Origin of the sequence: Chryseobacterium balustinum (assembly GCF_900168205.1) — a bacterium.
In the GTDB taxonomy this organism is placed as follows: Bacteria; Bacteroidota; Bacteroidia; order Flavobacteriales; family Weeksellaceae; genus Chryseobacterium; species Chryseobacterium balustinum.
In genome coordinates this window covers 23,652-43,421 of record NZ_FUZE01000003.1, presented here as the reverse complement: position 1 = coordinate 43,421, position 19,770 = coordinate 23,652, and the positions used below count along the sequence as shown (strand labels likewise).

Here is a 19,770-nt window from a genome sequence, read left to right as displayed (position 1 = left end):
TTATGGACAAGTCTGAGTATTAAAGCATTTCCATCCGGTAGGTGTTCCGTCGGTATTAATGTATAAACAGTCTAAGCCGATATGATACACCATCATCCCTTCTCTCAGGTTAGCCGCAGGAATATCTGCAATCTGTTGAACTGTCAGTCTGTTTGGCACAAATCCTTTAGTTTTAGATTCCAAAGCAGTCCATGCTCCTTTTCTTACCATTGGCCAGTTACTGTTATCTGTACCCGCTCTTTGCAATGAAGTGATCCCCTGTTTGGTATCTAAAACAGTTCCCACAGTAATAGCTGGTTTGTAACATCCTGCATTACAATTACTAATAAGTGCATTAATTACATTTGCATAGGTATAAGTTCCAAGATAAACTCCATTTTCTGAAGTTTCAAGGATATTATAAAACCCATTCGCTCCGTAGTCTGCAGGTGTATTGCTCCCTACTGTTGCATTTGGAGATAATGTAGAACTTGGGTTATTTAAGGTTCCAGCAGAGAAGGTTCCTCCGTTTGCAGAAGCATAAGCAACTGTACCTGATTCAAATGCATCAGAACAACCATCATTATCACTGTCATTATCCAAATGATTAGGAACAAGATCACCATCAGTATCTACTAAACATACTTCTGATTTAGGATGCGCAGAAGGTATGTAGCCACTTGCCAACGTAGAAGTAATTTCGCCTATGGTATTTGTTGTAGCAATGCGGTTGTCGGTGCTGCAGGTTCGTACGGCATTAACGGATTTTATAATGGAATAGAATCAAACGATACTTTAGGCGCTACCTACACAGGCACTTATACCTATGCTAATGCTATTAATGCTGCACTATCTGCATGTTTTTGTTACAAACCAGCTATTACCGCAGGGACTGTTTTAGATACTAATCATGGTATCACATCCTTACAAAGAGCAGGTACAAACATCGGTAATTGGCCAATGGTAAGAAAAGGAGCATGGACAGTTTTAGAATCAAAAACAAAACCTTTTGTACCAAACCGATTGACCAATGCACAAGTTGCAGCCATTCCGTCTACCAATCTTGTTAAAGGAATGATGGTTTTTAATATTGATTTAGACTGTCTTCAGATTAACATCAATGGAACACCTGCAGGCTGGAAATGCTTTGATAAACAAACATGCCCTACAAACTAATCTGATTGATTCTATTAAATTTTAAAAATTCAACTCATGAAAAATATTATATATATAATCATCTTACTAACTGGCAGCATAGCTTCAGCACAAGTCGCCATTGGTAAAGGCTCAGTATCTAACACTTCTGTTTCTTTAGAATTCGGAAGTGAAAACAGGGGGATGGTGTTACCTTGGGTAACGAGTACAGGTGCTATAAGCGGTGTAGAAGATGGAAGTATCATCTATGACCTTTCTGATCACAAAGTAAAAGTAAAATACAGATTAGCATGGAAAGATCTTTCTGTGGATCTCACAGGAACCACCCTTGATCCAGTAACCAATATAGATGGAGTTTTAATACAAGATGTTGCTATAGAAAAAACATCTGCCAAAGTATCTATAGGAACACCTTCGGACCTTCCTGCAATATTAATGTTAGAAGATACCGATAAGGCTATGATTTTACCAAGTGTAGCCAGTCCTCACCTTAACATTATCAACCCAGCCCCAGGCATGATGGTTTATGACACCACAGCTAATCAGCTTGCTGTGTTCAATGGTAAAATGTGGAGTTTCTGGAAGCCTAGTAATTAAATAAGAAATAAACTTTTTATTAAAATCCCAAAATATTTTGGGATTTTTTTATTTACATTTCAGGCATTAAATATTTTCAAAAAATAATATCTAAATTTCAAAAACTTAGCCATTTTTAAAATTAAATATTGAGCAAAAAAAACAGGAGAAATGAATATCATTTCTCCTGTCAAAGTAGACCCACAGGGATTCGAACCCCAACTGATGGTACCAAAAACCAGAGTGCTACCGTTACACCATGGGTCTGTTTTATTTTGGTGATGCAAATTTAAAGCTTTTTTCTTTATTTGCAAATCATTTTTTAATTTTTCTTTAAATTTACACTTACAATTTAACCTCTTGAATATGCTGCTCGACTTCAATAATCTCGAAATTAATAATTTACATCCTAAAACTGATTTCGAGAAAAAAGTGATTTTTTTTCTGAAAGAATGGTTCTCCGAATCTAAAACTGTAAAAGTACAGACTTCAGGTTCTACAGGCATTCCCAAAATTATTGAAGTTGAAAAAGAAAAAATGCTTAATTCGGCGAAGATGACCTGCAATTTTTTAGATTTACAAGAAGGCGATACTTCTTTGATTTGTTTACCTGTAGAATATATTTCAGGAAAAATGATGGTTGTGCGAGCAATTACTCGAAAGCTGAAACTTATTATTTCAGATCCTTCTTTAAAACCGTTAGAAAATTTAAATGAGAACATCGATTTTTGTGCAATGACTCCATTACAGGTTGAAAATTCATCAGATAAAATTCATTTTATTAAATATCTAATTATTGGTGGAGCTGCCGTTTCTGAAAGTTTAAAAAGTAAAATATCACAAACTCTTAAACATTCCCACTCTCCCACTCAGATTTACGAGACGTATGGAATGTCTGAGACCCTTTCTCATATTGCTTTAAAGAAAACCTACCCTACTCAGGAAGAGTACTTCAGTATTTTCGACACGATTGAAATTTCAACAGACGAAAGAGATTGTCTTAAAATTTATACGCCACAACTTAATTCTGAAGTATTGCAGACTAATGATTTGGTTGAAATCAAAAATAGAAATCAGTTTAAATTTTTAGGAAGAATTGATAATGTGATTAATTCCGGAGGTGCCAAAATATTTCCCGAACAGCTTGAAGCTTTGGTAAAAAAAGAAATTCCGAATGAGGTTGTATTTTTAGGAATTAAAGATGAAAGTCTGGGACAGAAATTGATTTTAGTGATTGAAGGAAATAGCTCTGATATTTTAAATCAAAAACTATCAACCATTAACTATCAACAAAAATTCCATAAGCCGAAAGAAATTATTTTCATTGAAAAAATTCCCAGAACACCGAACGGAAAAGTAAATCGTTTGGAATTAAAAAGTATTTTTGATATTTAGTAATTATATTTTATCCATTTAAAACACCCCGTCAAAAATTCTTACGAATTTTCGCCACCCCTCCAGAGGAGGGGAATTTCAGTCGAAAAAATATTATTTATGAAAAACTTCACTACAGAACTAACTTACAAAACTTCTCGCAGTAGCGGTGCAGGTGGGCAAAACGTGAACAAAGTAGAAACTTCTGTAACAGTAATGTGGAAAGTATTAGATTCTGATTTTTTTAATGTTTTTCAAAAAAGATTAATTAGTGAAAAGCTTAAAAATCGAATTAATCAGGACGGAATTTTACAATTAACTGTTTCAGAATCACGAACGCAGCTGCAGAATAAAAAAATTGCTACAGAGAAAATTTTGGACATCGTCAATGAATCAGTCATTATTCCTAAAGCGAGATATAAAACAAAACCTTCTAAGGCTAAAGTTCAGAAGAGATTAGACACCAAAAAGAAACTTTCAGACAAAAAAGAAAACAGACGTTTTAAATATTAATCCATTCTTAATTCTCTCATTCAGGAAAAATAGTATTTTTGCTGAAAATTTTCTGAATGATTAAAAAAGTATTCGCATTAGGATTATTCTCAATATCTGTAATGTCATTTGCACAAAAAATTTCTATCGCTCCATCTTTTGGTTATGCGTGGAGAGTCAATAAAATAGCAACCACTTTATCCCCGGAAGAACGCAATTACATCAAAGGTCTTAAAAACGGAACCAATTTCGATGTTGCCCTTCGATATGAAGTTAAAAATGGAATGCACATTGGTTTTAAATATTCTAATTACAGCGCTTCTCATACGGGAAGATTTAGCGCACGAGACAATATGGGGAATATTGTAAGCGCGGTGATAAGTACTAAAGATGCAATTAATTTTTATGGCCCATCTTTTACAATCACCAACTATGATCAACCCACAAAGCATAAATTCCTGATGGATGCAGCATTAGGAGCAATGAGCTATACAACAAAGACAGGAAATGTAAAAGGAAAAGGCAATACATTGGGAGCTGAAGTCGATTTTGCTTACCAATATCAAATCCATAAAAACATTTTAATTGGTCCTAAAGTTGGGCTTTCCGGAGGAGCTCTTAGAAAAATCTCTTATAACGGACAAGTTATTGATCTGGGAGAAGATAATAGAGAAGGTTTAAGCAGAGTTTCTTTGGCAGCATCCGCTACATTCCGTTTTTAAGTTTTATCTTTGTGAAAATTTTAAAAAAAATGAGCAAACCGATTACTGAGTTCATAGAAAAATATTACCTGCACTTCAATGCAGCGGCTTTGGTAGACGCATCAAAAGGATATGTTGCCCACCTTAAAGAAGGCGGAAAAATGATGATTACTTTGGCAGGAGCAATGTCAACTGCTGAATTAGGCAAAATTTTGGCTGAAATGATTCGTCAAGATAAAGTTGATTTTATTTCTTGTACAGGGGCAAACCTTGAAGAAGATTTGATGAATCTTGTAGCGCATTCTCATTACGAAAGAGTTCCTCATTACAGAGACTTAACAGCTCAGGATGAGTGGGATTTGTTGGAAAGAGGTTTGAACAGAGTTACAGACACTTGTATCCCTGAAGAAGAAGCTTTCAGAAGATTGCAAAAACACATCGTAGAAATCTGGAAAGATGCTGAAGCAAAAGGTGAGAGATATTTCCCGCATGAATTTATGTATAAAATGATTCTTTCAGGAGTTTTGGAGCAGTATTATGAGATTCCAAGAGAAAATTCTTGGATGATTGCAGCAGCTGAAAAGAACCTTCCGATCGTAGTTCCAGGATGGGAAGATTCTACCATGGGTAATATTTTCGCTTCTTACTGCATCAAAGGTGAATTGACAGCTACAACTATGAAATCTGGTATCGAATACATGACGTATTTAGCAGATTGGTATACTAAAAACTCTGCAGGAAAAGGGGTTGGTTTCTTCCAGATTGGTGGAGGTATTGCAGGAGATTTCCCGATTTGTGTAGTGCCGATGTTATATCAGGATATGGAGATGCATGATATTCCGTTCTGGTCTTATTTCTGTCAGATTTCAGACTCAACGACTTCTTACGGTTCTTATTCAGGAGCTGTTCCGAACGAGAAAATCACTTGGGGTAAATTAGATATCACTACACCGAAATATATCGTTGAAAGTGATGCTACAATCTGTGCACCATTGATGTTCTCTTACATTTTGGAAAACTAATTTTTACAATTAATTATACTTAAAAGGCTTAGCAATAAGCCTTTTATTATTTTTACCCTTTGGAAACTCTTCAAAAAAATAAGTTCGATGCTTTAACCGGAATGCGCGCCATTGCCGCAATCATGGTTTTTGTGTATCACAACCGAAAATATTGGCGTTACGATTTACCTTTTGAAATCATGCGTTTCATCAGCGAATGGCACATCGGTGTCACTGTATTTTTTGTGTTGAGCGGATTTTTGCTTGCTTATCGCTATGAAGAAAAACCTTTAGAATCAAAAAAATCTTATTTAAAATATATCCTTCTCAGGATTGCAAGAATTTTTCCGTTATACTGGATTTTACTGAGCTGTTATTTTATAGATACTTCATATTCCAAAGGTGTTGATACTTATTTTCTGCAATACTCATTGTTTTATTCTCTTTTTGAAAGATATTCGGTTTCGGGAATTGTGCAGGCTTGGTCGTTGACTGTAGAATTTTTCTTTTATATTCTGGCTCCGCTTTTATTTTTATTATTAAAAAAAAGCTGGAAGTACTGCATTCTTTTTTTAATCGGATTTTTTCTTTTAGGATGGGGTATCGGCTTTGGACTTAAAGAATTTAACGGAAATCCAAACGGCTTTTTATATCCTCTACAATTTATGATCGGAAGTACATTTTTCGGTCGGAGTTTAGAATTTTTCTTCGGAATGTTGCTCGCTTATTTAATGCGAAAAGAAAAGGGAATTCAATTTTTAAACAAGATTAAAAAACCAACACTTTGGGGTGGAATTTCAATTCTTATTTTCACAATTTCTATTGCGTTTTTTGCCAGAAACAATTTTGTTCACGGGGTTGAAAGATGGGAAGGAAGGTTGATTCACGAATTATTTTTGCCGGTAGGAATCGTCGTTTTCTTTTGGGGATTGATGACCGAAAGAACATTCGTTTCAAGAATGCTTTCCACTAAATTTTTTATTCTTTTGGGAAATGCTTCTTTTGTCTTTTATTTGATTCATCTCAGCTATTTTAATATGAAGCTGAAATCTTATTTTTATTTACCCGACCATAACTTTGTAGCATTGTGGATTTGCTCAATCATTATTTATCTTTTAATTGAGAAACCACTTTATGAAGCTTGCAGAAAGTTGATTTCAAGAATTAAGTAAATTTCAATATTATTATCATGACTTTATAGATGATTTTAAATCTCTAAAATCTGCGTGAGGTTATACCATTTTATATCTTTATAGCAATCAAAAATTTTCATCAATTTTCGACATAAAATTTAGTCCAACGAATTGGTCAGTACAAAATAACGGTACGCTAAAATTGCTTTCTGTACTTTAGTCAGTTTTGTAGGATCTTTATCGCTCAGTTTAGGTAAAACAGCTTTATTCATTTTATTCAAGAATCTGAAAATGGACTTTTTCATAATTTAGATTTAGATAAGATGAATCATTCAAAAATTATGCAGTTTTGTTTAAGCTGTAAATTAGATGTCGGAGGCAGGAAGTATATATCATTAAAAAAAACAAAAATTGCCCTCAATACTAAAGGCAATTTTCACATAAATGCTAAAAGCATTTGGTCTTATGAATTTCCGTACATATTAGATTCTCCACCATCAATAGCGATCACCTGTCCAGAAACATAACCATTTTCATCACTTAATAAGTAAGCGACCAAGCTTCCAACATCTTTAGGATCACCCAATCTTTTGGTTGGATTTCTTGATGCATATTCTTTTTCAGCTGCTTTAGGATCTTCAGGATTCACCTGATGGAAAGCTTCAGCAACCATTGGCGTTAAAATTGCGCCCGGAGCAATGGCGTTGGTTAAAATATTGTCTTTCCCATATTCTAAGGCTGCATTTTTCGTCATTCCCGCGACAGCATGTTTTGTGGCAACGTAAGCGGTCTGATTCATAACTCCTCTGATTCCACCAACAGAAGCTACATTGACGATTCTTCCACCACCATTTTTCTGCAATTCAGGAATTACGTATTTCATCCCATAATATACTCCTAAAAGGTTGATGTCGATTACTTTTTTAAAAACTTCAATATCATATTCAATCAATGGAGCCTGTTTTCCTTCGATACCTGCGTTGTTGTATAGCCCGTCAATTTTCCCAAATTCTCTTACGGTTGCATCAACATAGTTTTTCACATTTTCTTCTACAGAAACATCTGCTGTAACGGTCAAGAATTTACTTTCAGGATACTTTGCCTCCAGTTCTGTTTTTGCTTTATTTAAAGCTTCATTATTATAATCTACCAAGGTAACATTTGCTCCTTTTGACGCTAAAACATCTGCAGCAGCCAAGCCTAAACCCATTCCTGCTCCTGTCACTATAATTACTTTTCCTTTTAAATTTGCCATGATTTTGATATTTAATTCATTGCTTCAATTTACAACAATAACACCTTTATTCATCTTGATCTATGATAAGATTTTACTAAACATGTTGAAATCTTTCCTAAAATATTACGAATTTAATAACTCATAAATTTTATCAAGGTTAAAATAAAATGAGAATCCTGAACTTAATAAGATGAATTGTAAAAAGGAAGATTATAAATTTATTACATTTGAATCTCCATTTAAATCAATGAAATGAACGAAACCTTCAAACAACAAGTCTGGGAAATTACCAAATTAGTTCCCAAAGGAAGAGTAACGAGCTACGGTGCGATTGCCAAAGCGGTTGGTTTTCCCAATCACTCTCGGCATGTAGGAAAAGCAATGGGTGGTTGTCCGAAAGATGTTCCTGCTCATCGTGTGATTTCAAGCTCGGGAACTTTATCTGTTCCGGAATTTCAGGAAAAATTGGAAACTGAAGGAATTGAAGTAGAAAATTTCAGAATAAAAAATTTTAAAAAACTATTTTGGAATCCTTTGGATGAATTGTAAAATTTATCGCTTCAAAGAAAAATGTAATGTTCCTTCTTTTTTAAACAACAGTTCAGTAATAAAAAGTAACAGTTCGGTGATATAATATTGCACAAACCTCCTATCCTCTTTATATTTGCTTCATAATTAAAACAATTCTATGAAAGCAAAAACTACCATTACATTTTTATTTATCATCCTTACTCAATTTTTCTATGCTCAAATTGATGATAAATTTTATCAACCCAGCAAAGAATTAAAACCTATAGAAAATTTGAAATATGAGGAGATCAGTTATCCTGTTGATAAAGATACCATCACTGCTATTGTTCTGAAGCCAAATTCTGTAAAGCCAAAAGCTACCATTTTATTTTTCCACGGTGCAGCCGGAAATGTTTCTACCTATACTTTTATGACAAAACCTTTGGTAGAAAGCGGATTTCAAGTAATTATGGTCGATTTCAGAGGATATGGGAAATCTACAGGAACACCAACCCATGTGAATATTGCCCAAGACGGACAAAAGTTTTTTGACTATATCACAAGGAGAAAAGATGTGAAAAATACGAAAATCATTATCTATGGCGCTTCTTTAGGATCACAAATTTCAGCACATTTAGCCAGAGCTAATAAAGATAAAATATCAGGATTGGTGATTGACGGAGGAATGTCTTCATTTGCAGATATTGCCGCAGTTTTTGCTCCACAATTTAAAGACGCTCTTGCGAAAATGTTATCTTCTGTTTATGCTGCAAAAGAAGATATAAAATATACCGAAGGCCTTCCAAAGCTATTTATTTACAGCAAAAATGATAAGACCGTTCCTTTTTCTCAAGGTGAAGAAATTTACAAAAATGCTGCTGAACCAAAACAGTTTTTAGAATTTACTGCTGATCATTTGAGTGCAATAACTGAAAAACCTGCCGATGTTGTGAGATCAGTTGAGGCTTTGATTAAATAAAATCTTAAAAAATTCATGAGAGTTTCGGCGATGATAAAGTCGCCGAAACTTTTTAAATTATTAAGTACAAGTACTATTATTTTTTTATCAAAATTCCCTCAATTTTCAAAAGCGTTTGTTTTCCATTTCATTCCCTATTTTTTCTATCATTTTTTCTGCATTACCATTAGTGCCACCAAGACTTATTGCTTTGTTATAGCTAGTTAATGCCAAATCGTATTGCTTGTTTGTAAAATAAACTTCTCCTAAACTATCAAATAGATTAGCGTTTTTAGGAAACTCTTTTGTAGCTAATTTAAATACTGTTATAGATTCATTGATTTTTCCAATTCTTAATAGTTCATATCCTAATTTATTCAGTTCGCCTGGGTTTTCAAAGCTATATTCATTTTTAGAATTTTCTTTAAGTAAATAGTAAGTCTCTATAGCTTTATTGATATCATTGAGAGATTCCTTTCTTATCGCTTGGTAAACAGATTTTTTAGGAATCTCGTAATCTTTTCCCAACATTAAATTGTGAATAGTATATCCTAAATCCCAAACTCTATTTAGATTATTAGACAATAGAATTATCGTACTATTATTTTTAAAATCGTTTAAAAAGATGGATTCAAATTTATACGATACGCCATTGTGTCGTTGCAATTCATCATTTTCAAAATATCTGCCAAGTGACCCACCTTCGTCAATTGCATATGGATTTTTCAAAAGAGTTTGAAAGGATTCTTTGGAAATTAAACGATTAGAATTCATCGCTTCAATCCATTTATATAAATCATTGATGTCTACCCAAAGCCATCCACTTATAAAATTCACTTCTTGGCATCGGACATTGTCAAAATCATAACAAGATGTACGGTTTTTAGAACCAAATTTTGGATCAAATACCGCATTTGTCATTTTCAATGGTTTAATTATATTTTTAGTAACAAATTCTTGAAATGATACTCCTGTTACCTTTTCAATGATTCTTCTTTGTAAAAAGACATTGCCGTTATCGTATTTGTAACTTGTTCCAGGTTCAAACAATAAATTATCACTACTTCTCAAAATCTTCCACGCATCTGCATCACTTACCGGATTTAGCCCCGACTCTATTTTAGGAATTCCGCTGGCGTAATTTATCAAATGTCGGATGGTGACTTTTTCTGCCCATTTCGGCAAACCCAAATTAAATTTAGAAATCGAGTCATCCAGATTAAGAAGACCACGTTCAGCTAAAATCATTATGGCGACAGCATTAAATTCCTTTGCAATAGAGCCAATGTTGAATATTGACTTATCATTTAAAGCAGTTTGTTTTGTTTCATCAGTAAAACCATATGATTTTTGATAGATGATTTTATCATTTTTAACGATAAGAACATTTCCATTAAACAAACCTCTTTCATAGGATTTTGCCATTAACGAATCTATTGGGTCGATATAGACTCCTTTTTGTTTAATCGATTTTTGATTTCCACTCTTTCCCTCTTTGAAATTATTTAATTTTTGGGCAGAAAGCATATTTGTCAATAAAACAGTTAGCAATAATAAGAAAAATCGGTTCTTCATTGTAATTAATTTTTCGGAGACAGGATTTGATTGATTGTTTAAAAACTTTCTGCAAAGATGCCTTAAAACGTCTCAGTACGCGACCGATTAAAAAAAGTCGAACGCATTTATCAGAAAAAAAATAAATTAATTTGGATTTTTTCTAAAATCGGTAGGCGTTTTTCCTGTATGTTTTTTAAAAGAAGTACTAAACGACGATTTAGAATTGAAGCCAACCTCATAAAGAATTTCAAGAATTGTTAGTTCTTTTTGCAAAGGATCTTTTAGTATTTCTTTAGCTTTTTCAATTCGATATTCATTTACAAAATCGAAAAAGTGTTTATCCATATACAAATTAATCAAAGTAGATAAATCTTTAATGGGCATTTTTACCTGCTCAGATAAATCCTGAATGGTTAATGAAGAATCCAGATAAGGTTCTTTTTCAATCATAAACTTTTTCAAAAACTCGATTTGCTTATTTTTTTCGTCATCAATTATACGAGAAGATTTTTGCTTTGTAGCAACTTCTGTAATAGGTTTCAAATGAGAATTCACTCCTCGGAAAAATTCAGGATTATTTAATGCAATAAATAGATACCAACAAGTACAAAATAAAAACGTAAACCCATCAAGGGTTACAATCCATTGTCTGATCTCTCCCAAACCAATAGTAAAAGTAACCAGCCACCTTAGAAGTACTAAAAAATGTAAGAGATAATATACAGTTGTTATTTTGTAAAGTGCATTAATTAAAGAAATATTTGGATTCGTATAATTTTCAAGATAAACAGTTCTTGATTTTCGAATAACCAAAAATGAAGCAATAAAATAAACTTGAAATAGCAATTCGAAAAGAAATTGAAAAAATTGGGTAATAGGCATTTGATTCATCCCCTTTATGAAATGCAATTTCATGGCTGTATTTTCGAAATATATACCCGACATTAAATACAAATTGTAAGCAACAAACGGAATAGCGTGCAGTAAATGTTTAGGTTTTAATCGGAAGTTAGAAAAGCAAACCGACAATACATAGAGATAAAACGATGCCGGAACCAAATAGACAATACTCCAACGAAAAACCTCAAGGTTTATGAAGTTTGCAGGAATATGATGAATCAAATATTTACAGGCATCTATGGCATTTGCGATAAGAAAAAAAGCAAAAAGCTGGTTTCCTAATTTGTGCTTGGTCTTTACTGTTAACAAAAACAACGCAAGAAATAACACCAGAAAAATTCCAATTAATGAGGCTAAATCCAGAAAATTGTGTTTGTCCATGTTTTTTTAAGCAAAGCCAAATTTAGCATTTCTACGATAATTTTTTTATAAAAAAACCGGAACAACAAAATCGTTCCGGTTTTACAATATAAATTAGTTTAAATTACTTCTCCAGTTGCTTATAGCTTCTCTGAATAAAGTCTGTCAACTCTTTTCCTTTCAATAGGTTTTGAGAAAGTTTAGCTAAGTCTAAAGCGTGTTTAATTTGAGAGCTTTTCTCCTCAGCATTTTCATTAGCAAGAATTTTAGTTGCAAATTCACTGTTAGAATTCACCACCAAATTATACATTTCCGGGAAACCTCCCATTCCGAACATTCCACCACCGCCGGTTGCCTGCATATCTTTCATTCTACGCATAAATTCGGGCTGGGTAATGGTAAACGGAGCATCGCTGCTGTCTAAATCTTCCAGCTGAACGGTGAATTTTTTATCATTAATAGATTCTTCTACATTTTTCTTTAATGATTCTTTTTCAGTTTCATTTAATTTAGAAATTGCAGGTTCGTCTTTTTTAATCAAGTTATTGATGTGATCGGCATCTACTCTTACAAAAGAAATCTTCTCTTTTGAAGTTTCCAGTTTTTGGATCAAATGTGGAACGATTGGCGAATCTAAAAGAATAACTTCGTACCCTTTATCTTTCGCTGACTGAATGTAAGAGTGCTGTTCATCGACATTCGTAGCATAAAGAATCACCAAATTTCCGTCTTTATCTGTTTGAGAAGGTTTGATTTTTTCTTCTAATTCATTCCAAAGGAAATATTTTCCGTCGGTTGTTGGATAAAGTGCAAATTTGTCAGATTTTTCGAAGAATTTATCTTCGGAAATCATTCCGTATTCGATAACGATTTTAATGTCATTCCATTTTTTGTCGTAATCCTCACGGTTTTCGTTAATCAACGAAACCATTTTATCGGCAACTTTCTTTGTGATGTAAGAAGAAATTTTCTTCACCGCACCATCAGCTTGCAAATAAGAACGCGAAACGTTCAACGGAATATCCGGAGAATCGATAACCCCTCTCAACAACATCAAAAAGTCAGGAACAATTCCTTTCACCTCATCGGTTACGAAAACCTGATTTTGGTACAATTGAATTTTATCTTTTTCGATATTTAAATTATTCGCCAATTTCGGGAAATATAAAACTCCCGTTAAATTGAACGGATAATCAACATTCAAATGAATATTAAATAAAGGCTCCTCAAACTGCATTGGATACAATTCGTGGTAGAATGCTTTGTAATCTTCATCCTTTAATTCGCTTGGAGATTTCGTCCAAGCCGGAGTTGGATTATTAACGATATTATCTACCTCAATAGTTTCTGCAACGGCATCTTCTGCAGCGCCTTCCGGTAAAGGAAGTGTTTCAGTTCTTGTTCCGAATTTAATTGGAACAGGCATAAATTTGTTGTACTTCGTCAACAATTCACGGATTTTTCCTTCTTCTAAAAACTCTGTAGAATCTTCTGCGATATGAAGGATAATTTCAGTTCCTCTGTTGGTTTTAGCGGTCGTTTCTTCTAACGTAAATTCCGGACTTCCGTCGCAAATCCAGTGAACAGCAGGTTCGTCTTTAAAAGATTTAGAAATAATTTCTACTTTTTCTGCTACCATAAAAGCAGAGTAAAAACCTAAACCAAAGTGCCCGATAATTCCTGAATCTTTAGCCGAATCTTTATATTTTTCTAGGAATTCTTCTGCTCCGGAAAATGCAACCTGGTTGATGTATTTTTCAACTTCTTCAGCCGTCATTCCCAAACCTTGGTCGATGATGTGAAGTTTCTTGTTTTCCTTATCGATTTTCACCTCGATTTTCGGGTTTCCGTAATCTACTTTAGCTTCACCAATGTTGGTTAAATGTTTTAATTTTAAAGTAGCATCTGTTGCGTTTGAAATTAATTCTCTTAAAAATATTTCGTGGTCGCTGTAAAGAAATTTTTTAATTAGTGGGAAAATGTTTTCCACCGAAACATTAATATTTCCTTTTGTCATTGTATTTAATTTTTAAATTTGATTATCAATTCTCAAAAAAAATACCATTGAAAAGAAAGTGACAGATTGGCATTTTTTTATTATCAATTTCTGCGAATAAAATATATTCAATACAATTACATAAGTTTATTTCGGTTTTCACTAATTTATATGCAACAAAAAAGACAGCCATTCAGCTGTCTTTACTATTTCATTTAGAATACATTACTTTTTGTTAGCAATTTCTTCTTTTACTTTATTTTCAAGTTCTTCTGCTAATTCAGGATTGTCTTTCAACAAGTCTCTAACAGCATCACGACCCTGTCCTAGCTTAGTTTCACCATAGCTGAACCAAGAACCGCTTTTCTTCACAATTCCCATATCAACTGCTGTATCTAAGATTTCTCCGGTTTTAGAAACCCCTTCACCGTACATAATATCAAATTCTGCCATTTTGAAAGGTGGAGCCACTTTATTCTTCACAACTTTCACTTTCACACGGCTACCGATAGCTTCATCTCCATTTTTAATTGGTGCGCTTGCTTTTCTGATATCTAACCTTACAGAAGCGTAAAATTTCAGTGCATTACCACCGGTTGTTGTTTCAGGATTTCCGAACATTACACCGATCTTTTCTCTCAACTGGTTGATGAAAATTACCGTACATTTTGTTCTGTTAATAGTCGCAGTCAATTTTCTTAATGCCTGAGACATTAATCTTGCGTGAAGACCCATTTTAGAATCTCCCATTTCTCCTTCGATCTCTGCTTTTGGAGTCAATGCTGCTACAGAGTCAATTACCACGATGTCAATTGCACCTGAACGAATCAAGTTATCAGCAATTTCCAAAGCTTGTTCACCGTTGTCTGGTTGAGAAATAATTAGGTTTTCTAAATCGATTCCTAATTTTGCTGCGTAACCCCTGTCGAAAGCGTGCTCAGCATCAATAAAAGCTGCTATTCCACCCGCTTTTTGAGCTTCTGCAATCGCATGAAGCGTTAACGTTGTTTTACCAGAAGATTCTGGACCGTAGATCTCGATGATTCTTCCTCTTGGATAACCGCCAACACCCAAAGCAATGTCTAAACCTAATGATCCTGACGGAATTACTTCGATGGTTGTATCAACTGCGCTATCCCCTAAAGTCATTACAGTTCCCTTCCCGTATGTTTTATCTAACTTGTCAAGCACCAAGGCAAGTGCTTTTTTCTTATCATCTATGTTGCTCATATTGTATTAAAATAATTTATCAAAAATACATATTTAAAATTTCAAATGCTAATATTTTTTGTCTTTGAGATTTGATTTTAACGTTAAAAAATGATAAACTTTATTGCATTTAAAAAGCAAAAATCAAGATAGAATTTTTGAAAATATAAATCCGATTTTTTCAAAGATTGTTTTTTTGAAGCTTAATCCCGCTTTCCACTATATCTTTTTCGCCATCGCTTTTTAACAATCCAACGCAGAAAAAGGATGTCGCTGCAATCGGGGCTATTGACAAAAACTGCCCTAAAGCTCAATATAAGTTAACTAAACTTTTTTGACAACAGGGCGGTTTTAGCCCCGATTGAACGGCATGTTTGAGCTCTTTTGATCTTTTTGGCGGCGGCTTTGCCGCCGCCAAAAAGATCAAAAAGCGAGTAGTGAAAGCGGGATTAAGCTCCTAATTATGAGTAATAAGTAATGGGTAATGAATGATTCTTTAATGGAAGTTTGAGTTCTGAGTAATTCTCAAATAATCCTCCAACACTTTCATCTGGTCTTTATTTCCTTTTTTTATTCTCGCTTCTCGACTTACCGTAGAATCATATATTTTATTGATAATCTTCTTTGTAATGGGGAAACCTTTTTTGAAAGGTACTTCAGGAATTTCGAGTCTTTTGCAAACCTCATCATCCAGTAAAAACCAAGTGCAGCAAATATGCAGATAACGCAGGTTTTTTCTTTGAAAACTATATTTTAAAATAGGATTTTCTAAAGATTCATTCAATAAAGAATGTGCCAGCAAAACTGAATCTTTGTCTGAAGACGGCTGAACGGAAGTCCATAGATAAAAATATTCTGTTGCCTGTTTTTTATCGTTGGGAAGCAGGTTCTCGGGAATTCCAAGTAGATATCCTACGTATTTCCAAAGATGAAAAAGCCCTTTCTCTTCCTCTTCTGAAAAAGTATTGCCAAATTTATGAAGACTGTGCAGGAAAACAAGACTAAAACCAATGTACGTCGCCATCATATCCCATGAATTAATCGGCTCGCCCCAATTTTTAGTGTCCCAGCTTTTATAATGTTTTTTGATCGAAAGTCTTGCGTATGAATGAATGAGTCGGGTTTTTATCGCAAATTCGTAACCTTTTTGATGAATTTCCAGCGCATCGTATCTTGTCACATTTACCCAAAAATCCAGTGTTTCCGACAGCCTTTTTACGGCACCTTTTTTTAGCGCTTCGGTTGCCACCAAAGGTTTGTTGAGATATGCATAATCGTAACCGCCAATTAAACAATAATCTCTGAGCGAAATTAAAGAATCGAGATTGCTTCGCATACAAAGCTCCGCTCCTGCTTTTATTAAAGTGTAATCAAGCCATCCTGGAAGTTTTTGTGTTTGAGCAAAAAGCTTTTTTACACTTTCTGGAGCTTCATCATTCTGCGAAATTCCATTTCTGATATATTGCTCGATCTCTCGTGATGCTTCGCTATATTTTTTGGTGAAATACACATCTTTTACAACCTCATCTCCTATTTCATCCACATGATAAAAGAAAGGAGCAAATTTTTCAAAGTCTCTGAAACTCACTTCTGCTCCGGAAAAATCAATCAATTGCTTTCCGTTTCCTTTCGTCCAAAAATCTTTGAAATGAAGAGAGTCTTTAAATCTTGGCTGTAAAATGTAGTCTTTCATCAATGATAAAGGTACAAGTTTTACGCCGAAATTTTTTGATGAAATTTGTCAGTTTTTGATATGGATTAAACCACAAAAGACACAAAAGCTTTTTTTAAAAACTTTAGAATACTTAAGTTTTTGAAAGTTTAATAAATTGAAAATAAAAAGTTCATATAAGAAGAAAATCAAAGATTTTCAGAAAACTTAAGTGTTCTTCTAAGCGTAATTAAGTTTAACTTAAAGATAACTAAAGTGTTAAAAATAATTTTACTCTTTGATTAAAAAAAACCGCTCCAAAAATGGAACGGTTTAAATTTATATAAAAGTTTTAAAATTAAGCTAAAACTTCTTTTACTTTGTTTGCAGCTTCTTCTAAAGTAATTGCAGAGTGTACCGGAAGACCAGACTCGTCAATTAATTTTTTAGCTTCTACAGCGTTAGTTCCTTGTAATCTTACGATCAATGGAACAGGAAGACTTCCCATCGCTTTGTAAGCATCTACAACACCTTGAGCAACTCTGTCACATCTTACAATACCTCCGAAGATGTTGATCAAAATAGCTTTTACGTTTGGATCTCTTAAAACGATTTCGAAAGCAGTCTGTACTCTTGCAGCATCTGCAGTACCACCAACGTCTAAGAAGTTTGCAGGGTTACCTCCAGATAATTTGATGATATCCATTGTAGCCATTGCAAGACCAGCTCCGTTTACCATACAAGCAACGTTACCATCTAGTTTTACGAAGTTAAGACCAGCTTCACCAGCTTCAACATCCAAAGGATCTTCTTCTCTTGTATCTCTCAACTCAGCAAGATCTTTGTGACGGAACAATGAGTTACCATCCAAAGTTACTTTTGCATCTACAGCGATAATTTTGTTATCAGAAGTTTTCAAAACCGGGTTGATTTCGAAAAGAGAAGCATCAATTCCTACGTAAGCATTGTAAAGAGATGAGATGAATTTTGTAAATTCTTTGAACGCATTTCCTTCAAGACCTAGATTGAAAGCAATTTTTCTAGCCTGGAAACCTTGAAGACCCAAAGTAGCATCAATTAATTCGTTGTGGATCAAGTGAGGAGTTACTTCAGCAACGTGCTCAATATCCATACCACCTTCAGTAGAATATACGATTGTATTTTTACCTTCAGCTCTGTCTAAAAGAATAGAAACATAAAATTCTTTAGTTTCAGATTCTCCAGGATAATATACATCCTCAGCAACCAATACAGAATTTACCAATTTACCTTCAGCAGAAGTCTGAGGTGTAATCAATTGCATTCCGATGATGTTTTGAGCGTTTTCTTTAAGCTTATCCATGTTTGGAGAAAACTTTACACCGCCACCTTTACCACGACCACCTGCGTGAATTTGTGCTTTTACAACCCAAGCCTGAGCTCCGGTTTCAGCAGTTAATTTTTCAGCAGCAGCTACTGCTTCCTCAACAGTGTTTGCTACGTGACCGCGTTGGATAGCTACTCCATACTTTGATAAAATCTCTTTTGATTGATACTCGTGAAGATTCATATTATTTTTATTATTTTATTTTAATATTTAAAGGTTGACAAATTTAATAAAAAGACACGGAAGTTCAAGTTTATTAGAATAGAAATTAAGATGATATTTCTTCTTTCATTAACTTTTTGTCTGAAATTTTTCTATTCTTCCGCTAATTTTTCCGATTGCGAACCAATAAATGGAATTTTAGGTGCTAAGAAATAGCCCGTTAAACTTGCAAAAAGTATCGGTACTAAATAAGTAAAGCCTGTAAGAGTTCCCAAAATAATGGTTGTACTCATGGGTGTTCTGGTTACACAAGCATTAATCGCTGCCATACAACTTACAATCGCCAAAGTGGTATCTACCGAAGGAAATAAATGATGAATAATTAGCCCTAATGTTGTTCCTACAAAAAACAATGGAATGATAAAACCACCTCTCCATCCGGAAGTTACAGTAATCGCGATGGCTAAGATTTTAAAAATTAAAATGATAATTAAAAAATTCAGCGTATAATCTCCATTAATTAATTCATTCACTTCATGGTGCCCAAAATATCTTGTCAATGGAAAATAGAAAGCGATAATTCCTAGTAAAATTCCGCCAACCAAAGTCTTGATGTAGATTGGAAATTTTCTGTATTCAAAAACTTTTTTGAAAAATTTAACCACAAAAATGAAAATCCAGCCAAACAGAGTTCCGACAATTCCGAAAGCGGTTGCATAGGCAAAATCGTAAACTCCGGTGTAATGATAGGCTTTCAGATTCCAGGTCGCTCCGATTCCCAGATGAATAATCAAAGCAAACATAAGATAACTGAAACAGCTCGCTACCAAAGCCGGAATAATCGCTTTGTAATATTCTACAGCATGTTTATGATGAAGAATTTCCAGAGAAAATAAACTTCCACCAAGCGGAGCACCAAAAAGTGCCGTAAAACCGGAAGCCATTCCGGCAATACTTAAAGAGCGTAGCTCTTCACCTTTCAATCTAAACAATTTCCCTAAATAAGTTCCTGTAGAACCTGTAACCTGAACCAAAGGTGCTTCCGGACCTAAACTTCCACCCGATGCCACGCAAAAAAGTGACGACAAAATCATGGAAGGATTATTTTTAGGATCTAATTTTCCTTTATTAAATCTAATGTTATTAACAATTAAATGAATTTCTCCCGGATCACCAATAAAATGGATAACCAAACCCGCCAAAAGACCGGAAATTGCCATCGTAGGAATCACCATCCAACCTTGAAATTGGTGTAAAAACTCCGTGAAATGTTCGAGAACAATCCAGTATAAACCTGCGATAATTCCGCCGACTAAACCTGTAATTGCCCACATAAAAAAAGTACGGCTGAATACGAAAGGATTAAACTTAATGGGTTGATCCAAAAGATTAAAAGTTCGTATTAAGCGACGTCTTCTGTTGATTTTCATTTTAATTTATTTTAAAATTACGA

19 protein-coding genes and 1 tRNA gene are annotated in these 19,770 nt (G+C 34.1%); 9 read left to right on the top strand and 11 right to left on the bottom strand.

From position 1 onward, the window contains the following. A complete protein-coding gene (locus B5X64_RS05735; RefSeq protein ID WP_079464335.1) occupies positions 1-666 on the bottom strand; it encodes a hypothetical protein in 666 nt (221 codons plus the stop codon). Between B5X64_RS05735 and B5X64_RS05730 the strand changes: the two genes are divergently transcribed. Continuing rightward, positions 637-1,155, top strand: coding sequence for a hypothetical protein (locus tag B5X64_RS05730; protein ID WP_079464334.1), 519 nt, complete (start codon positions 637-639; stop codon positions 1,153-1,155). The two genes, B5X64_RS05735 and B5X64_RS05730, sit on opposite strands and share 30 nt — an antisense overlap. A gap of 36 nt (positions 1,156-1,191) precedes the next feature. Then, on the top strand, positions 1,192-1,731 hold the full coding sequence (locus tag B5X64_RS05725; RefSeq protein WP_079464333.1) for a hypothetical protein: 540 nt from the start codon (positions 1,192-1,194) through the stop codon (positions 1,729-1,731). A 175-nt stretch (positions 1,732-1,906) separates the two neighbouring features. Here B5X64_RS05725 and B5X64_RS05720 read toward each other — a convergent pair. Further along, positions 1,907-1,977 (bottom strand) — tRNA-Gln (locus B5X64_RS05720). A 99-nt stretch (positions 1,978-2,076) separates the two neighbouring features. On the opposite strand from B5X64_RS05720, the gene B5X64_RS05715 reads away from it, so the two are divergent. From B5X64_RS05715 to B5X64_RS05695, 5 genes are all read left to right on the top strand, one after another. Further along, positions 2,077-3,105 carry an AMP-binding protein gene (locus B5X64_RS05715; protein WP_079464332.1) on the top strand — a complete coding sequence of 343 codons (1,029 nt, stop codon included), beginning with the start codon at positions 2,077-2,079 and terminating at the stop codon, positions 3,103-3,105. Between the two features lie 99 nt (positions 3,106-3,204). Then, complete coding sequence (gene arfB / locus B5X64_RS05710) at positions 3,205-3,597, top strand: alternative ribosome rescue aminoacyl-tRNA hydrolase ArfB (RefSeq protein ID WP_079464331.1); 393 nt, start codon at positions 3,205-3,207, stop codon at positions 3,595-3,597. Between the two features lie 56 nt (positions 3,598-3,653). Next, positions 3,654-4,298, top strand: a complete 645-nt coding sequence (locus B5X64_RS05705) for a hypothetical protein (RefSeq protein WP_079464330.1) — start codon at positions 3,654-3,656, stop codon at positions 4,296-4,298. 29 nt (positions 4,299-4,327) lie between these two features. Further along, positions 4,328-5,299, top strand: a complete 972-nt coding sequence (locus B5X64_RS05700; protein WP_066680555.1) for a deoxyhypusine synthase family protein — start codon at positions 4,328-4,330, stop codon at positions 5,297-5,299. Positions 5,300-5,358: 59 nt separating this feature from the next. Next, positions 5,359-6,450 (top strand): acyltransferase family protein, encoded by a 1,092-nt coding sequence (locus B5X64_RS05695; RefSeq protein ID WP_079464329.1) that lies wholly within the window; start codon positions 5,359-5,361, stop codon positions 6,448-6,450. A gap of 119 nt (positions 6,451-6,569) precedes the next feature. On the opposite strand, the gene B5X64_RS22770 is transcribed toward B5X64_RS05695, so the two are convergent. Together B5X64_RS22770 and B5X64_RS05690 are read right to left on the bottom strand one after the other, a co-directional pair. Then, positions 6,570-6,716 carry a hypothetical protein gene (locus tag B5X64_RS22770; RefSeq protein ID WP_164463382.1) on the bottom strand — a complete coding sequence of 49 codons (147 nt, stop codon included), beginning with the start codon at positions 6,714-6,716 and terminating at the stop codon, positions 6,570-6,572. Between the two features lie 158 nt (positions 6,717-6,874). Continuing rightward, a complete protein-coding gene (locus tag B5X64_RS05690) occupies positions 6,875-7,666 on the bottom strand; it encodes a glucose 1-dehydrogenase (protein ID WP_079464328.1) in 792 nt (263 codons plus the stop codon). A gap of 234 nt (positions 7,667-7,900) precedes the next feature. Between B5X64_RS05690 and B5X64_RS05685 the strand changes: the two genes are divergently transcribed. Both B5X64_RS05685 and B5X64_RS05680 read left to right on the top strand, forming a co-directional pair. Continuing rightward, positions 7,901-8,197 (top strand): MGMT family protein, encoded by a 297-nt coding sequence (locus B5X64_RS05685; RefSeq protein ID WP_079464327.1) that lies wholly within the window; start codon positions 7,901-7,903, stop codon positions 8,195-8,197. Between the two features lie 139 nt (positions 8,198-8,336). After that, a complete protein-coding gene (locus tag B5X64_RS05680) occupies positions 8,337-9,137 on the top strand; it encodes an alpha/beta hydrolase (RefSeq protein WP_079464326.1) in 801 nt (266 codons plus the stop codon). A gap of 105 nt (positions 9,138-9,242) precedes the next feature. Here B5X64_RS05680 and B5X64_RS05675 read toward each other — a convergent pair whose 3' ends face one another. The 7 genes from B5X64_RS05675 to B5X64_RS05645 form a co-directional block, all read right to left on the bottom strand. Next, entirely contained in the window at positions 9,243-10,691 is a 1,449-nt protein-coding gene (locus B5X64_RS05675) for a serine hydrolase domain-containing protein (protein ID WP_228418759.1), read from the bottom strand. A 126-nt stretch (positions 10,692-10,817) separates the two neighbouring features. Then, on the bottom strand, positions 10,818-11,954 hold the full coding sequence (locus B5X64_RS05670) for a helix-turn-helix domain-containing protein (protein ID WP_079464325.1): 1,137 nt from the start codon (positions 11,952-11,954) through the stop codon (positions 10,818-10,820). A 103-nt stretch (positions 11,955-12,057) separates the two neighbouring features. Further along, a complete protein-coding gene (gene htpG / locus B5X64_RS05665; protein WP_079464324.1) occupies positions 12,058-13,950 on the bottom strand; it encodes a molecular chaperone HtpG in 1,893 nt (630 codons plus the stop codon). A 204-nt stretch (positions 13,951-14,154) separates the two neighbouring features. Next, positions 14,155-15,159 carry a recombinase RecA gene (recA, locus tag B5X64_RS05660; RefSeq protein ID WP_079464323.1) on the bottom strand — a complete coding sequence of 335 codons (1,005 nt, stop codon included), beginning with the start codon at positions 15,157-15,159 and terminating at the stop codon, positions 14,155-14,157. Between the two features lie 475 nt (positions 15,160-15,634). Next, positions 15,635-16,831 (bottom strand): oxygenase MpaB family protein, encoded by a 1,197-nt coding sequence (locus tag B5X64_RS05655; protein WP_079464322.1) that lies wholly within the window; start codon positions 16,829-16,831, stop codon positions 15,635-15,637. A 316-nt stretch (positions 16,832-17,147) separates the two neighbouring features. Then, the gene (sucC, locus tag B5X64_RS05650; protein WP_079464321.1) at positions 17,148-18,338 is read right to left on the bottom strand and encodes an ADP-forming succinate--CoA ligase subunit beta; all 1,191 of its coding nucleotides are present in this window, start codon (positions 18,336-18,338) and stop codon (positions 17,148-17,150) included. Positions 18,339-18,469: 131 nt separating this feature from the next. Beyond that, positions 18,470-19,747 carry a chloride channel protein gene (locus B5X64_RS05645; protein ID WP_079464320.1) on the bottom strand — a complete coding sequence of 426 codons (1,278 nt, stop codon included), beginning with the start codon at positions 19,745-19,747 and terminating at the stop codon, positions 18,470-18,472. Positions 19,748-19,770 lie beyond the last annotated feature (23 nt).

Coding starts and splice junctions, on each gene's coding strand:
- arfB (WP_079464331.1), top strand. CDS start 3,205: ATGAAAAACTTCACTACAGAACTAACTTACAAAACTTCTCGCAGTAGC.
- B5X64_RS05645 (WP_079464320.1), bottom strand. CDS start 19,747: ATGAAAATCAACAGAAGACGTCGCTTAATACGAACTTTTAATCTTTTG.
- B5X64_RS05705 (WP_079464330.1), top strand. CDS start 3,654: ATGATTAAAAAAGTATTCGCATTAGGATTATTCTCAATATCTGTAATG.
- B5X64_RS05730 (WP_079464334.1), top strand. CDS start 637: ATGCGCAGAAGGTATGTAGCCACTTGCCAACGTAGAAGTAATTTCGCC.
- sucC (WP_079464321.1), bottom strand. CDS start 18,338: ATGAATCTTCACGAGTATCAATCAAAAGAGATTTTATCAAAGTATGGA.
- B5X64_RS05715 (WP_079464332.1), top strand. CDS start 2,077: ATGCTGCTCGACTTCAATAATCTCGAAATTAATAATTTACATCCTAAA.
- B5X64_RS05725 (WP_079464333.1), top strand. CDS start 1,192: ATGAAAAATATTATATATATAATCATCTTACTAACTGGCAGCATAGCT.
- B5X64_RS05655 (WP_079464322.1), bottom strand. CDS start 16,831: ATGAAAGACTACATTTTACAGCCAAGATTTAAAGACTCTCTTCATTTC.
- B5X64_RS05680 (WP_079464326.1), top strand. CDS start 8,337: ATGAAAGCAAAAACTACCATTACATTTTTATTTATCATCCTTACTCAA.
- htpG (WP_079464324.1), bottom strand. CDS start 13,950: ATGACAAAAGGAAATATTAATGTTTCGGTGGAAAACATTTTCCCACTA.
- B5X64_RS05700 (WP_066680555.1), top strand. CDS start 4,328: ATGAGCAAACCGATTACTGAGTTCATAGAAAAATATTACCTGCACTTC.
- recA (WP_079464323.1), bottom strand. CDS start 15,159: ATGAGCAACATAGATGATAAGAAAAAAGCACTTGCCTTGGTGCTTGAC.
- B5X64_RS22770 (WP_164463382.1), bottom strand. CDS start 6,716: ATGAAAAAGTCCATTTTCAGATTCTTGAATAAAATGAATAAAGCTGTT.
- B5X64_RS05675 (WP_228418759.1), bottom strand. CDS start 10,691: ATGAAGAACCGATTTTTCTTATTATTGCTAACTGTTTTATTGACAAAT.
- B5X64_RS05670 (WP_079464325.1), bottom strand. CDS start 11,954: ATGGACAAACACAATTTTCTGGATTTAGCCTCATTAATTGGAATTTTT.
- B5X64_RS05690 (WP_079464328.1), bottom strand. CDS start 7,666: ATGGCAAATTTAAAAGGAAAAGTAATTATAGTGACAGGAGCAGGAATG.
- B5X64_RS05685 (WP_079464327.1), top strand. CDS start 7,901: ATGAACGAAACCTTCAAACAACAAGTCTGGGAAATTACCAAATTAGTT.